Source organism: Bacteroides sp. 1_1_14 (genome assembly GCF_000162515.1).
Lineage (GTDB): Bacteria > Bacteroidota > Bacteroidia > Bacteroidales > Bacteroidaceae > Bacteroides > Bacteroides thetaiotaomicron.
This window is the reverse complement of record NZ_GG774702.1, coordinates 340,150-353,779: the sequence shown is the minus strand read 5'-3', so window position 1 is coordinate 353,779 and position 13,630 is coordinate 340,150. Positions and strand designations below refer to the sequence as shown.

Sequence of the window (13,630 nt, the reverse complement as noted above, 5' to 3'; positions counted from 1 at the left end):
TCACCAACAATCATCTGTCGGAGCGACCGGAAAGTATCTGCTCCAAACTTTCATCGACCACTCCCGCCAACTGAAGATTGGACAGCAAGCGGTCATAAGAAACCCTCCCTACTCCTTCCATTTTCAGCAGCCATCTCCATCCCTTTCCCGATACTAATTCCAGCAGTTGCCCTACCGTCCGGATTTCTTCTTTATACAAGACATTGGTCAGCCTCGTATCGGCCACCTTGCCGACAGACAATTGGAGAATCCTTTCTTCCTGATTCAAATTTATATTCTTGCGTTTATCCGCCAAAGACTGAAAACGGGCATCTATGATATGTTTCCGATAAGTAGCCAACACATTCTTTCTCACTTTCAGTCCTCTGAGATGAGAATTATAAATCTGTAACGCCCTGTCATAAGTAATTCAATGCCGACCGGCAACTTTCTCTATTGACTCCCCCATAGAGATGGAGTAGAAAATATCACGGGCTCCGGGATGAACAATCAATTGGGAAAGTTCACGAATAATAATTTCATATAGAGGTTTACACGTTTTCTGTGTTCGCAATACATATAGCAGATCATCATATCTGGAAATAATAAAGTCGCGTTCCAGCTTTTTCTCTTCCACAATCTTTGCCAGATAATCCGCTTGCAATCCAAGCCTTTTGTGAGCTTCGAGATAGGCAGTCAGACTTTCGTCATCCAAGAACAGTTGGTTGCCCATCCGGCAACTGGTAATGTAACCGAGATTCGCCCAGTTTCGCAGAGTTGCTTCCTGAACGCCATGTCTTTCAGACATTTGTTTTGTTGTGAGCCAATAGGACATAAAAAAACGGAACTAAGTTAATACTCTTACCTAGTTCCGTACCTTTTATATTATAAAAGAGTACGGAGCTGTCACATCCCGCTAATAGGAGGTAGTAACGGCTACCTGATGTATACGGGCAGACAGCCCGTACCCTATGAGAAGTCATAGAAGTACAGGCGTCTTCCCGGCATACATCAAAAAAATCCGTTACAATTTCCTATTAGCCGAGGAAACGCGCAATCGCACACCTTTAAACGGTATGCTACGTTCCGATGACAAAGTTACAAATAGTTTTCGGAAAATAACAAAAGAGGTCTATAAATGTTTTGGGAAAATCAGAGACCAAAAGAGATTCTGTACGGTTTCATCTGCTTATTTAACAGATAATAAATCAAAGCAGGTTATCGCTCCTCATTTCTTCTTTATATCAAAATTATTGCTATCTTTGTTCCAGTAATCAGAATATGAATAAAAGATGAAAACAACTGCTGAAATACTTGATATATTACGCGATTTCAAGGCACACTATGCTGAGAAATACGGAATCATCACTTTAGGGTTGTTTGGTTCCGCTGCCAGAGGTGAGCACGACGAAAATAGCGACATTGATATTTGTATAAAGTTACAAGAACCTAATTATTTCATAATACTGGACATAAAGGAAGATTTAGAAAAGATACTCAGTACCAAAGTGGATGTTATTTCATTAGGTGCTATCATGCGTAATTTCTTCCGAAAAAGCTTAGAGCAAGATGCGATCTATATCTAAAGAAAAAATAGTAGGAATGTTACGATTCGTGGAAGAACAAGGATCTTTCATCGAAAGAACCACGAAACATCTAAATTCACATCATGATTTCTTAACTTCCGACTCTGGCATGGTTCTATTTAATTCGACCTGTATGTGCCTTCAGACAATAGGAGAAACGGTTAGGCAAATCGATAATTTAACAGAAGAAAAATTTATAGTAAACTATAATGAAATTCCCTGGAAGCGAATAATAGGTCTACGCAATATTCTCTCACATGAATATGCTGCTATTGATCCGGAAGCTATTTTCAATACTATTAAAATAGGCATACCACCTTTACTCACTACTCTGAATAATATAGTCACAGACATAGAAAACGGTAAATACGACTTTCTTTTTTAAAAGCAACAACAAACTATAAAAGCATTCAAGAATCATGAACACACAGATAGACTTTAATGATATCCCTAAGAATTATTTATACTGTACCCACAACAAATGTCCACGCCACAGCAAATGCCTCCGCTATCAGGCTGCCCTCTGCATACCGCAAACGACTCCTTACTATTCAGCAGTAAACCCAAACCACATAGCAGGCAACGAAACCAACTGTACTTTTTTCAGTCCGTTCCGCACTGTCCTCTTTGCCTCCGGCATGGACCATCTGCTCGATAACATTCCGCATGCCATGGCCGTCACCATACGCAAAGAAATGTACTCCCTAATGGGACGTAACATGTATTATCGCATCCGCAACAAAGAGCGCCTTTTACACCCTGACGAACAAAAGCAAATTGCCGCCATCTTCTCAAAACATGGAATCAAGTTTAAGCCTGCATTCGATAAATACATAGAGAAATACGATTGGTAAAAGTAAAGATAAGCAATCATTATCAGACTATTACTAAGTAGTATTATTCTCACCGCAATGAGAAGATTTTCTCATAGGCATGAGATTTTTTTTCTCAATGCAATGAGAATTTTTTCTCACCACAGTGAGAAAATTTTCTCATCGTAGTGAGAATGGTTTGAGAAAAGTAAGAAAGATAAGTTCTTACAGTAAAGGAGTCTTCGGTTTACTTTTAATGAGTTTTATCAGCCGACAGTGAGAACTGACGGAACTGCCACCAAAGCATCCCTCCTGCAATCAGACTGGCTATCAAATCAGAGATAGGCATACTGATCCACACGCCGAGCTGCCCGTAAAACCGGGGAAGAATCAACAGGCAAGGAATCAGTACAAGCACCTGACGGGAAATAGAGAGAAAGATAGCCTTGCTCGCCATGCCGATACTTTGGAAGAAGTTGGAAGTCACCATCTGAAAACCGACAATCGGGAAAAACATCACAACAATCCGTAAGCCCTTTGCCGAGATATTCACCAATTCTTCGTGCGTCGTAAAGATAGAAACAGCCAGTTGCGGAATAAACATTCCCATCAGAAAACCGATGGTTGTAACAATGGTCGCAGCATAAATCGTTATTTTCAGCACTTGCGTCACGCGCGGATACTGTTTGGCGCCGAAGTTATAGCCGGCAATGGGCTGCATTCCCTGATTCAAACCCATCACAATCATAACGAAGAGGAATACCAGACGGTTGACAATGCCGAAAGCTCCGATAGCCAGATCCCCTCCGTGCTGTTTCAGCCCCTTATTAATAAGGATGACGATAAAGCAGGCGGCAAGATTCATCAGGAAGGGAGCCATACCAATGGCCAGAGAATCAAAAACAATCTTCTTTTTCAGTCGGAAAATGCCTTTATGAAAATGCAGGAGTTCGTCCTTATTACTAAACAGCTTGAACTGCCAGAGAAGTGCGATGACCTGTGCGGTAATCGTAGCGATAGCCGCACCCTGTATTCCCCAGCCAAAGCCGTAAATAAAAATAGGATCGAGTATCGTATTAATGACCACGGTAGCAATCGTAGCATACATCGCCTTCTGTGGATGCCCTGCGGAACGAAGTACCGCATTCAGGCCCAGGTAAAGATGGGTGATGACATTTCCCCAGAGGATAACCACCATATAGTCGCGGGCATAGCCGACAGTCGCCTCACTTCCCCCGAAGAAGTAAAGAATCGGATCGAGGAAGATCAGGGTAAGAACCGTAAAAGCCAGTCCGATGATAATATTTAATACCAGCACATTGCCAAGTACCCGTTGTGCCGTATCATAATCTTTCTGTCCCAGCTTCACCGATACCAGTGTAGCCGCTCCCACACCTACCAGCGAACCGAAAGCCGCTGCAAGGTTCATCAGCGGAAACGTAAGTGCCAGCCCCGAAATAGCCATTGCCCCCACCCCGTGACCGATAAAAATACTATCTACCATATTATAAAGAGAAGATGCCGTCATGGCGATAATTGCCGGAATGGCGTACTGCATTAAAAGCTTCCCGATCTTTTCCGTACCCAGCGCAGTGGGTGTCTTTTGTCCTGTCATACCTATTGTTTTGAGGGCGCAAAGATACAAAAAAGAGACGGATTACAGGATATATGAGAAAAGTTTCGTATTTTTGCCTCCAAAATTGAGTTAATACATAACGAAATGAATATATTAGAACTAAGTGAACAGGAAATTATTCGGCGCAATAGTCTGAATGAGCTTCGTGCAATGGGTATCGATCCGTACCCCGCTGCAGAGTATGTAACCAATGCTTTCTCTACTGATATAAAAGCAGAATTCAAAGATGAAGACGAACCGCGTCAAGTTTCTGTAGCGGGCCGTATTATGAGCCGCCGCGTGATGGGCAAGGCTTCGTTCATCGAACTGCAGGACTCTAAAGGTCGTATACAGGTATACATCACACGTGATGACATCTGTCCGGGAGAAGACAAGGAATTGTACAACTCTGTATTCAAACGCCTGCTCGACTTAGGTGACTTCGTAGGTATCGAAGGTTTCGTGTTCCGTACACAAATGGGCGAAATCAGTATCCATGCCAAGAAACTGACCGTACTTGCCAAGTCTATCAAACCGCTGCCTATCGTAAAATATAAAGACGGCGTAGCTTACGACTCTTTTGAAGATCCCGAACTCCGTTATCGCCAACGTTATGTGGACCTGGTAGTAAACGAAGGCATCAAAGAGACATTCGAAAAGCGTGCCACCGTAGTGAGAACACTGCGCAACGCCCTCGACGAAGCCGGATATACGGAAGTAGAAACACCGATCCTGCAATCCATCGCAGGCGGAGCAAGCGCACGTCCGTTCATCACTCACCACAACTCACTGGATATAGACCTCTACCTGCGCATCGCAACGGAACTTTATCTGAAACGACTCATCGTAGGTGGTTTTGAAGGTGTATACGAAATAGGAAAGAACTTCCGTAACGAGGGAATGGACAGAACCCACAACCCCGAATTCACTTGTATGGAACTTTATGTACAGTACAAGGATTACAACTGGATGATGAGCTTCACCGAAAAGTTGCTGGAACGCATCTGTATCGCCGTAAACGGAAGCACCGAAACCGTTGTAGACGGAAAGACAATCAGCTTTAAAGCTCCTTACCGCCGTCTGCCTATCCTCGACGCCATCAAAGAAAAGACAGGATATGACCTCAACGGCAAGAGCGAAGAAGAAATCCGCCAGATCTGCAAAGAACTGAAGATGGAAGAAATCGACGACACCATGGGCAAAGGCAAACTGATTGATGAAATCTTCGGTGAATTCTGTGAAGGCAGCTACATCCAGCCGACTTTCATCACCGATTATCCGGTGGAAATGTCGCCTCTGACAAAGATGCACCGTTCCAAACCTGGACTGACCGAACGTTTCGAACTGATGGTAAACGGCAAGGAACTGGCCAATGCCTACTCGGAATTGAACGATCCGCTGGATCAGGAAGAACGCTTCAAAGAACAGATGCGTCTTGCCGACAAGGGTGACGACGAGGCAATGATTATCGACCAGGATTTCCTGCGTGCTTTGCAATATGGTATGCCTCCTACATCCGGCATCGGTATCGGTATCGACCGTCTGGTGATGCTGATGACAGGACAGACCACCATTCAGGAAGTACTGTTCTTCCCGCAAATGCGTCCGGAGAAAGTAATCAAGAAAGACCCTGCCGCCAAATACATGGAACTGGGTATTGCAGAAGACTGGGTGCCGGTCATCCAGAAAGCCGGCTACAACACAGTAGCTGATATGCAGGATGTTAATCCGCAAAAGTTGCACCAGGACATCTGCGGAATCAATAAGAAATACAAATTAGAACTGACCAATCCAAGCGTGAACGACGTGACCGAGTGGATAAATAAACTTAAATAAGTTGAGAGTTGAGAGTTGAGAATTGAAAGTTGTTACTTGAACAACCTTTTTAATGACCAACTCTCAACTTTCAACTTTCAACTTTCAACTAAATATGAAACTACCCGGTAAGATAGCGATAATGGGCGGAGGAAGTTGGGCTACAGCCATCGCAAAGATGTGTCTGGCTCAGGAAGACTCTATTAATTGGTACATGCGACGAGATGACCGCATCGCTGATTTTAAGAGACTTGGACATAATCCCGCCTATCTGACAGGGGTGAAATTCGACACGAAGCGTATCACTTTCAGTTCTAACATCAACGATGTCGTGAAGGAATCGGATACACTGATTTTCGTCACCCCCTCTCCTTATCTGAAAGCTCATCTGAAAAAGCTGAAAACAAAGATTAAGGATAAGTTTATTATCACTGCTATCAAAGGAATCGTACCCGATGACAACGTGATTGTATCGGAATATTTCACAAAAGAATATGGCGTACCACCCGAAAACATCGCAGTACTGGCAGGTCCCTGCCACGCAGAAGAAGTAGCGCTGGAACGCCTCTCTTATCTGACCATCGCCTGCCCGGACAAGGACAAAGCGCGCATCTTCGCCCGCCGTCTGGGAAGCAGCTTCATCAAGACTTCCGTCAGCGACGACGTAGCCGGCATCGAATACAGTTCGGTGCTTAAAAATGTATACGCCATTGCCGCCGGCATCTGCAGCGGACTGAAATACGGCGATAACTTCCAGGCAGTACTGATATCCAATGCGATTCAGGAAATGAACCGCTTCCTGAATACAGTACATCCCCTGAACAGAAATGTAGATGATTCTGTTTATTTAGGAGACTTATTGGTGACAGGATACTCCAACTTCAGCCGTAACCGCACGTTCGGTTCGATGATAGGCAAGGGATATTCCGTTAAAAGTGCGCAGATTGAAATGGAAATGATCGCGGAAGGATACTACGGCACGAAGTGCATCAAAGAGATCAACAAGCATCACCACGTCAACATGCCGATACTGGATGCCGTATACAATATCTTGTATGAACGCATCTCACCCATGATAGAGATCAAATTGCTGACTGATTCTTTTAGATGAGAAAAATAGGTAATAAGTAATAAGTATTAGGTATTAACCGTAGCCACCTAAGCTTTACGTCTCATGCATAATACTTATTACTTAATACCTATTACTTATTACCTATTACATATTACTTAAAATTGATAGATATGATTAGCTTGAACATTGAAAAAACATTTGGATTCATCTCCAAAGAAAAGGTTTCTGCTTATGAAGCCGAGGTAAAAGCTGCACAGGAAATGCTGGAAAAAGGAACAGGAGAAGGTAACGACTTCCTGGGATGGTTACATCTGCCTTCGTCCATCAGCAAAGAGCATCTGGCTGACCTGAACGCTACTGCAAAAGTATTAAGAGACAACTGCGAAGTAGTGATCGTAGCAGGTATCGGTGGCAGCTATCTGGGCGCACGTGCCGTAATCGAAGCGCTGTCTAACAGTTTCACATGGTTGCAGGACAAGAAAACTGCTCCTGTCATGATCTATGCCGGACATAACATCAGCGAAGACTATCTGTATGAACTGACCGAATATCTGAAAGACAAGAAATTCGGCGTTATCAATATCTCCAAATCGGGAACGACTACCGAAACCGCTCTTGCTTTCCGTCTGCTGAAAAAGCAATGTGAAGACCAACGCGGCAAAGAAACCGCCAAGAAAGTCATCGTTGCCGTGACAGACGCCAAGAAAGGTGCTGCACGTGTGACTGCCGACAAAGAAGGATACAAGACATTTATCATTCCGGACAACGTAGGCGGACGTTTCTCTGTGCTCACTCCGGTTGGTTTGCTGCCGATCGCAGTTGCCGGATTCGACATCGACAAACTGGTTGCCGGTGCTGCCGATATGGAAAAGGCATGCGGTTCTGACGTTCCGTTTGCAGAAAACCCTGCGGCTATCTACGCTGCTACCCGCAACGAACTGTACAGACAAGGCAAGAAGATTGAAATCCTTGTCAACTTCTGCCCGAAACTGCACTACGTAAGTGAATGGTGGAAACAGCTTTACGGAGAATCCGAAGGTAAAGACAACAAGGGTATTTTCCCCGCATCTGTTGACTTTTCTACCGACCTGCACTCTATGGGACAATGGATTCAGGAAGGCGAACGCTCGATCTTCGAAACTGTGATCTCACTGGATAAAGTAGACCATAAACTGGAAGTTCCTTTCGATGAAGCTAATCTGGACGGCCTGAACTTCCTTGCCGGCAAACGGGTGGACGAAGTGAACAAAATGGCCGAACTGGGAACTCAGCTGGCTCACGTAGACGGCGGTGTACCCAACATGCGCATCGTTCTTCCAGAACTGAGCGAATACAACATCGGCGGTCTGCTGTACTTCTTCGAAAAGGCTTGCGGCATTAGCGGCTATCTGTTGGGCGTGAATCCTTTCAACCAACCGGGCGTGGAAGCATACAAGAAAAATATGTTTGCTTTGCTGAACAAACCGGGATATGAAGAAGAATCAAAGGCTATTCAGGCTAAACTGTAATATCCAATAACTGACAATAAAAAGAAGCGGCCTCTCCGGAGACCGCTTCTTTTTATTATATTTCCTTCGTTACGTTAAAGTGACTCACTCCCTTTCAGGATTCATTCATTCTCAACGACTTCTGTTTTCAAGTCAATCACTTCCTGCGCTCCTTCACACTCCGCTTTTGAAGAGAGATAAAAAGATAATTGTACATCACCATTTTTATCTACATGCTCAATAGTGGCATGAACCAGCACCTTAGTCTTTGTCACGCCATCTTTGAAGCGCAACTGCCCTTTTTCTTCGTCTGTCAGATTTCCTTCGGTAGTGACTTCTGTCTTTTCATAACGGAGCTCAGTCTTCATCTCTTCCCCATTCTGAAGCTGGAAAGATTTCAGTTCGGCTCCATTGCCGTCCAAGATCAAAAACGCATCCACCTTATCTCCCACTTTCAAAGCAGGCATTTCACTCATCCGGTTTGCATAGTCTTCGCGGATGGTTTCTCCATCGCCTTGATCTACTTTCACATATAGCTTTTCTATCGTGATAACAGGGCTTTCTCCGCTATCCGAACAAGCACCCAGAAACAATGGCAGCAGAAACAATACTTTCTTTTTCATGCTATTGACTAGTTTTATCATGCTACAAAAATACATATTATCTTCTAAACGACAAATTATCATACGATTTATCATCCAAAACACAACCAGCAACTATCTCCTCCATTCTGTTATATCTCTCATTTTTTATGACTATCTTTGCTTCGTATATCTCTTTTTATCCCAAGAATAAATGAATTCTAAATAAAAGAACAATGGAAAAATTAGTAAGAAGACCGAATGCAGTGATATTGTTTATCAGCTTGTCACTACTGATGATGTTAACCACCGGTTGTCAGGAAATCAAACTCAAAGCAGGCATCGAGGCTGCCAACAAACAATGTCCGATAGACATGGGAGAGACCGGAAAAATCACCAGCATCGTCTATGATGGAGAGAACGTAGTGTATACCTTTTATCTGAACGAAGAGGCTGCCAACATCAAGACTCTGCAGAAAAATCCGGAAAGCATGAAGACTTCCCTGAAAATCATGTTCCAGAATCCGAATAAAGAAGTAAAGTCATTGCTGGACCTTGTTGTAAAATGTAAAGCGGGCCTGCAAATGATATATATAGGTAAAGATTCGGGAGAGCAGGTAGTCTGCGAACTGACAACAGATGAAATTAAGGAAATTCTCAATAAGGATGTCGACACCACCGAAAGCGACCTGGCTAAACTGGAAACGCAGGTACAGATGGCAAACTTACAGTTCCCGATACAGGCTAGTGAGGACGTTCTGATCGAGAAAATCGAACTCAGCGATGAAGCGGTGATCTATATCTGTCGTGTTGACGAAGATCTGTGTGATATGAACCAGATTAAAGCAAATGCCGCAGAGGTGAAACAAGGTATTATCGAAACATTAGGCAATCAGACCGATCTTGCTACCCAACTGTTTATCAAAAGTTGTGTGAATTGTGACAGAAATATAATCTACAGATATATCGGCAAACAATCGGAAGCTCAGCATGATGTAGTGATCACCGTGCCTGAACTGAAAGATATGCTAAAAAAAGAATAAATATCAAACAGATTCCATCTAACCCAATTATGAGAAAGAAACTGAAAGCCGTCCTGTTCGATATGGACGGCGTGCTCTTTAACTCCATGCCCTACCACTCCGAAGCATGGCATCAAGTCATGAAAACTCACGGCCTTGATCTGAGCCGGGAAGAAGCATATATGCACGAAGGACGCACGGGGGCATCGACTATCAATATCGTATTTCAACGTGAATTAGGAAAAGAGGCCACACAAGAGGAAATAGAAAGTATATATCACGAAAAAAGTATCCTGTTCAATTCTTATCCGGAAGCAGAACGTATGCCCGGTGCATGGGAACTTTTGCAGAAAGTAAAGAGTGAAGGGCTGACTCCTATGGTAGTCACCGGTTCGGGACAGCTTTCTTTGTTGGAACGTCTGGAACACAATTTTCCGGGAATGTTTCATAAAGAGCTGATGGTGACCGCTTTTGACGTGAAATATGGCAAACCTAATCCAGAACCTTATCTGATGGCATTAAGAAAAGGAGGGTTCAAAGCTGACGAAGCAATCGTTATCGAAAATGCCCCATTGGGCGTGGAAGCAGGACATAAAGCCGGAATTTTCACAATCGCGGTCAATACTGGTCCGTTGGACGGACAGGTGTTGCTGGATGCCGGAGCCGATCTGCTGTTTCCTTCTATGCAGGCACTCTGCGATAGCTGGGATACAATCATGTTATAAACCTATAAATACCGATTCTACTATGCAAAAGTTATTATCCTTACCTCCCAACTTAATTGACAGTTTTCATCAACTGGAAGAAGTGAATCATACTGACTGGTTTTGTACATCAGACCCTGTAGGCAGCAAGTTAGGCTCCGGAGGAGGAACGACCTGGCTGTTGCAGGCCTGCCATCAGGCTTTTGCACCGGAAGAGACTTTCAGCAAATGGATTGGAAACGAAAAAAAGATTTTGCTGCATGCGGGAGGACAAAGCCGCCGCTTGCCCGGCTATGCTCCTTCGGGCAAAATACTGACTCCCATACCGGTTTTCAGTTGGGAGAGAGGACAAAAGCTGGGACAGAATCTGCTGTCGCTGCAACTTCCGCTATACGAAAGAATCATGAAGCAGGCTCCGAAAGGCTTGAACACGCTGATAGCCAGCGGAGACGTATATATCCGTTCGGAAAAACCGCTGCAAAACATTCCGGAAGTAGATGTCGTATGTTATGGTTTATGGGTGAATCCTTCACTGGCTACTCACCACGGAGTATTCGTATCGGACCGCAAGAAGCCGGAAGTGCTCGACTTCATGTTGCAGAAACCTTCTTTAGAGGAATTGGAAGGATTATCAAAGACCCATCTTTTCCTGATGGATATCGGTATATGGATATTAAGTGACCGTGCCGTTGAGGTATTGATGAAACGGTCATTGAAAGAAGGCACGAATGATATCAGCTACTACGATTTATATTCGGATTATGGCCTGGCACTGGGAGAGCATCCCCAAACGACAGACGACGAAGTAAACAAACTTTCGGTAGCAATCCTGCCTTTACCCGGCGGAGAGTTTTATCATTTCGGAACGAGTCGGGAACTGATTTCTTCCACACTCGCCATACAGGATAAAGTGCGTGACCAAAGGCGTATCATGCACCGGAAAGTAAAACCGAATCCTGCCATCTTTATACAAAACTCGTTTACCCAAGTGAAGTTATCTGCAGAGAACGCCAATTTATGGATTGAGAACAGCCACGTAGGAGAAGGATGGAAATTAGGTTCACGACAGATTATTACAGGAGTTCCCGAAAACCATTGGAATATAAACCTGCCGGACGGAGTCTGCATCGACATCGTTCCTATGGGAGACGCAGCCTTTGTCGCACGGCCTTATGGGCTGGATGATGTTTTCAAAGGTGATTTAAGTAATGACTCGACCACCTACTTGGGGAACTCTTTCACACAGTGGATGAAGGAAAGAGAGATTGGACTGGAAGACATAAAAGGACGTACAGATGATCTGCAAGCTGCTCCTGTTTTCCCCGTAACGACTTCCATCGAAGAACTGGGTATTTTAATACGCTGGATGACAGCTGAGCCACAACTAAAACAAGGAAAAGAGTTATGGCTGAGAGCTGAAAAACTATCCGCTGACGAGATATCGGCACAAGCGAACCTGGAACGTCTTTACGCACAGCGCAGCGCTTTCCGCAGGGATAACTGGAAAGGATTGTCCGCCAATTATGAGAAGAGTGTATTCTATCAGCTTGACTTGCAAGACGCAGCCAATGAATTTGTCCGGCTCAATCTGGATGTTCCCGCTGTCTTGAAAGAGGATGCCGCACCCATGGTGCGTATACATAACCGTATGCTTCGGGCACGTATCCTGAAGCTGCAAGGCAATGAAGGCTGCAAAGAAGAAGAACAAGCCGCGTTCCAGCTACTCCGTGACGGATTACTGGAAGCCGTTGCCGGAAAAAAGAACTATCCTAAACTCAATGTTTATTCGGATCAGATCGTATGGGGACGTAGTCCGGTGCGCATTGACGTTGCAGGAGGATGGACAGATACACCTCCCTACTCTCTCTATTCGGGAGGAAGTGTAGTCAATCTGGCGATTGAGTTGAATGGGCAGCCGCCGCTACAGGTATACGTCAAACCATGTCACGAGTTCCATATCGTACTTCGTTCCATTGATATGGGAGCTGTGGAGGTTATCCGAAGTTATGAGGAATTGCAGGATTACAAGAAAGTCGGTTCGCCTTTCTCCATACCAAAGGCAGCACTTACCCTGGCAGGATTTGCCCCATTATTTGCGGCGGAATCTCATGCGTCATTGGAAGAACATCTGAAAGCGTTCGGTTCAGGACTGGAAATCACTTTACTGGCCGCCATTCCGGCAGGTTCGGGACTAGGTACCAGTTCTATCCTTGCATCTACCGTACTCGGAGCTATCAATGATTTTTGCGGACTGGCATGGGATAGGAACGACATCTGCAATTATACACTGGTATTGGAACAATTGCTCACCACCGGCGGCGGATGGCAGGATCAATACGGCGGCGTATTCCCCGGCGTAAAACTGCTGCAATCCGAATCCGGCTTCGAACAACATCCATTAGTACGGTGGTTACCCGACCAGCTCTTTGTGCAGCCGGAATATCGGGATTGCCATCTGCTTTATTATACTGGAATCACCCGTACAGCCAAAGGAATCTTGGCTGAAATTGTCAGTTCCATGTTCCTTAACTCCGGAGTGCATCTTAGTTTATTAGCAGAAATGAAAGCCCATGCGATGGATATGAGCGAAGCTATCCTGCGAGGTAATTTCGAAACTTTCGGCAATCTTGTCGGCAAAAGCTGGATACAAAACCAAGCATTGGACAGTGGCACGAATCCACCGGCAGTAGCAGCTATTATCGAACAGATTAAAGATTATACACTAGGATATAAATTACCCGGTGCAGGCGGTGGCGGTTACTTATATATGGTGGCTAAAGATCCGCAAGCAGCAGGGTGCATCCGTCGGATATTGACCGAACAGGCTCCTAATCCGCGTGCACGCTTTGTTGAAATGACGCTTTCCGATAAAGGATTGCAGGTATCGAGAAGCTAGAAGAAAGGTCATATAAGAACAAAAATCCCTTGATAACTGCTGATTATCAAGGGATTTTCAT

At 44.5% G+C, this 13,630-nt stretch carries 11 protein-coding genes and 1 pseudogene; 9 read left to right on the top strand and 3 right to left on the bottom strand.

Translation table 11 applies throughout. The features are described from left to right. Positions 1 to 10: 10 nt before the first annotated feature. Positions 11 to 787, bottom strand: a pseudogene (locus HMPREF9007_RS25695) (hypothetical protein). A gap of 484 nt (positions 788 to 1,271) precedes the next feature. Between HMPREF9007_RS25695 and HMPREF9007_RS22870 the strand changes: the two are divergent. Genes HMPREF9007_RS22870 through HMPREF9007_RS22880 form a run of 3 tightly spaced genes read left to right on the top strand, consistent with a single transcriptional unit; the run spans position 1,272 to position 2,419 of the window. Beyond that, a complete protein-coding gene (locus HMPREF9007_RS22870; RefSeq protein ID WP_008759780.1) occupies positions 1,272 to 1,565 on the top strand; it encodes a nucleotidyltransferase domain-containing protein in 294 nt (97 codons plus the stop codon). Then, positions 1,549 to 1,950 carry a DUF86 domain-containing protein gene (locus HMPREF9007_RS22875; protein ID WP_032850034.1) on the top strand — a complete coding sequence of 134 codons (402 nt, stop codon included), beginning with the start codon at positions 1,549 to 1,551 and terminating at the stop codon, positions 1,948 to 1,950. Before HMPREF9007_RS22870 ends, HMPREF9007_RS22875 begins: the two co-directional genes overlap by 17 nt. Positions 1,951 to 1,984: 34 nt before the next feature. After that, positions 1,985 to 2,419, top strand: coding sequence for a DUF6078 family protein (locus tag HMPREF9007_RS22880; RefSeq protein ID WP_008759778.1), 435 nt, complete (start codon positions 1,985 to 1,987; stop codon positions 2,417 to 2,419). Between the two features lie 211 nt (positions 2,420 to 2,630). Here the strand turns inward: HMPREF9007_RS22880 and HMPREF9007_RS22885 are convergent, their stop codons facing one another. Further along, on the bottom strand, positions 2,631 to 4,022 hold the full coding sequence (locus tag HMPREF9007_RS22885) for an MATE family efflux transporter (protein ID WP_016268607.1): 1,392 nt from the start codon (positions 4,020 to 4,022) through the stop codon (positions 2,631 to 2,633). 75 nt (positions 4,023 to 4,097) lie between these two features. Between HMPREF9007_RS22885 and lysS the strand changes: the two genes are divergently transcribed. The 3 genes from lysS (at position 4,098) to HMPREF9007_RS22900 (ending at position 8,387) form a co-directional block, all read left to right on the top strand. Further along, entirely contained in the window at positions 4,098 to 5,828 is a 1,731-nt protein-coding gene (lysS, locus tag HMPREF9007_RS22890; protein ID WP_008759776.1) for a lysine--tRNA ligase, read from the top strand. 94 nt (positions 5,829 to 5,922) lie between these two features. After that, positions 5,923 to 6,918 (top strand): NAD(P)H-dependent glycerol-3-phosphate dehydrogenase, encoded by a 996-nt coding sequence (locus HMPREF9007_RS22895; protein ID WP_008759775.1) that lies wholly within the window; start codon positions 5,923 to 5,925, stop codon positions 6,916 to 6,918. Between the two features lie 131 nt (positions 6,919 to 7,049). Beyond that, a complete protein-coding gene (locus HMPREF9007_RS22900) occupies positions 7,050 to 8,387 on the top strand; it encodes a glucose-6-phosphate isomerase (protein WP_008759774.1) in 1,338 nt (445 codons plus the stop codon). A 101-nt stretch (positions 8,388 to 8,488) separates the two neighbouring features. Here HMPREF9007_RS22900 and HMPREF9007_RS22905 read toward each other — a convergent pair whose 3' ends face one another. Beyond that, complete coding sequence (locus HMPREF9007_RS22905; RefSeq protein ID WP_008766609.1) at positions 8,489 to 8,989, bottom strand: DUF5035 domain-containing protein; 501 nt, start codon at positions 8,987 to 8,989, stop codon at positions 8,489 to 8,491. Positions 8,990 to 9,183: 194 nt separating this feature from the next. On the opposite strand from HMPREF9007_RS22905, the gene HMPREF9007_RS22910 reads away from it, so the two are divergent. The 3 genes from HMPREF9007_RS22910 to HMPREF9007_RS22920 are packed head-to-tail and all read left to right on the top strand — an operon-like array spanning position 9,184 to position 13,569. Further along, positions 9,184 to 9,990, top strand: a complete 807-nt coding sequence (locus HMPREF9007_RS22910; RefSeq protein WP_008759772.1) for a hypothetical protein — start codon at positions 9,184 to 9,186, stop codon at positions 9,988 to 9,990. 29 nt (positions 9,991 to 10,019) lie between these two features. Next, positions 10,020 to 10,694 (top strand): HAD family hydrolase, encoded by a 675-nt coding sequence (locus HMPREF9007_RS22915; RefSeq protein ID WP_008759771.1) that lies wholly within the window; start codon positions 10,020 to 10,022, stop codon positions 10,692 to 10,694. Next, positions 10,624 to 13,569, top strand: a complete 2,946-nt coding sequence (locus HMPREF9007_RS22920; protein WP_128567767.1) for a bifunctional fucokinase/fucose-1-phosphate guanylyltransferase — start codon at positions 10,624 to 10,626, stop codon at positions 13,567 to 13,569. The genes HMPREF9007_RS22915 and HMPREF9007_RS22920 overlap by 71 nt, the downstream gene beginning before the upstream one ends. Positions 13,570 to 13,630: the final 61 nt, after the last annotated feature.

Excerpts from the sequence above, each read along its gene's own strand:
- lysS (WP_008759776.1), top strand. The coding sequence starts at position 4,098 with ATGAATATATTAGAACTAAGTGAACAGGAAATTATTCGGCGCAATAGT.
- HMPREF9007_RS22870 (WP_008759780.1), top strand. The coding sequence starts at position 1,272 with ATGAAAACAACTGCTGAAATACTTGATATATTACGCGATTTCAAGGCA.
- HMPREF9007_RS22900 (WP_008759774.1), top strand. The coding sequence starts at position 7,050 with ATGATTAGCTTGAACATTGAAAAAACATTTGGATTCATCTCCAAAGAA.
- HMPREF9007_RS22915 (WP_008759771.1), top strand. The coding sequence starts at position 10,020 with ATGAGAAAGAAACTGAAAGCCGTCCTGTTCGATATGGACGGCGTGCTC.
- HMPREF9007_RS22880 (WP_008759778.1), top strand. The coding sequence starts at position 1,985 with ATGAACACACAGATAGACTTTAATGATATCCCTAAGAATTATTTATAC.
- HMPREF9007_RS22920 (WP_128567767.1), top strand. The coding sequence starts at position 10,624 with ATGCCGGAGCCGATCTGCTGTTTCCTTCTATGCAGGCACTCTGCGATA.
- HMPREF9007_RS22910 (WP_008759772.1), top strand. The coding sequence starts at position 9,184 with ATGGAAAAATTAGTAAGAAGACCGAATGCAGTGATATTGTTTATCAGC.
- HMPREF9007_RS22875 (WP_032850034.1), top strand. The coding sequence starts at position 1,549 with ATGCGATCTATATCTAAAGAAAAAATAGTAGGAATGTTACGATTCGTG.
- HMPREF9007_RS22895 (WP_008759775.1), top strand. The coding sequence starts at position 5,923 with ATGAAACTACCCGGTAAGATAGCGATAATGGGCGGAGGAAGTTGGGCT.
- HMPREF9007_RS22905 (WP_008766609.1), bottom strand. The coding sequence starts at position 8,989 with ATGAAAAAGAAAGTATTGTTTCTGCTGCCATTGTTTCTGGGTGCTTGT.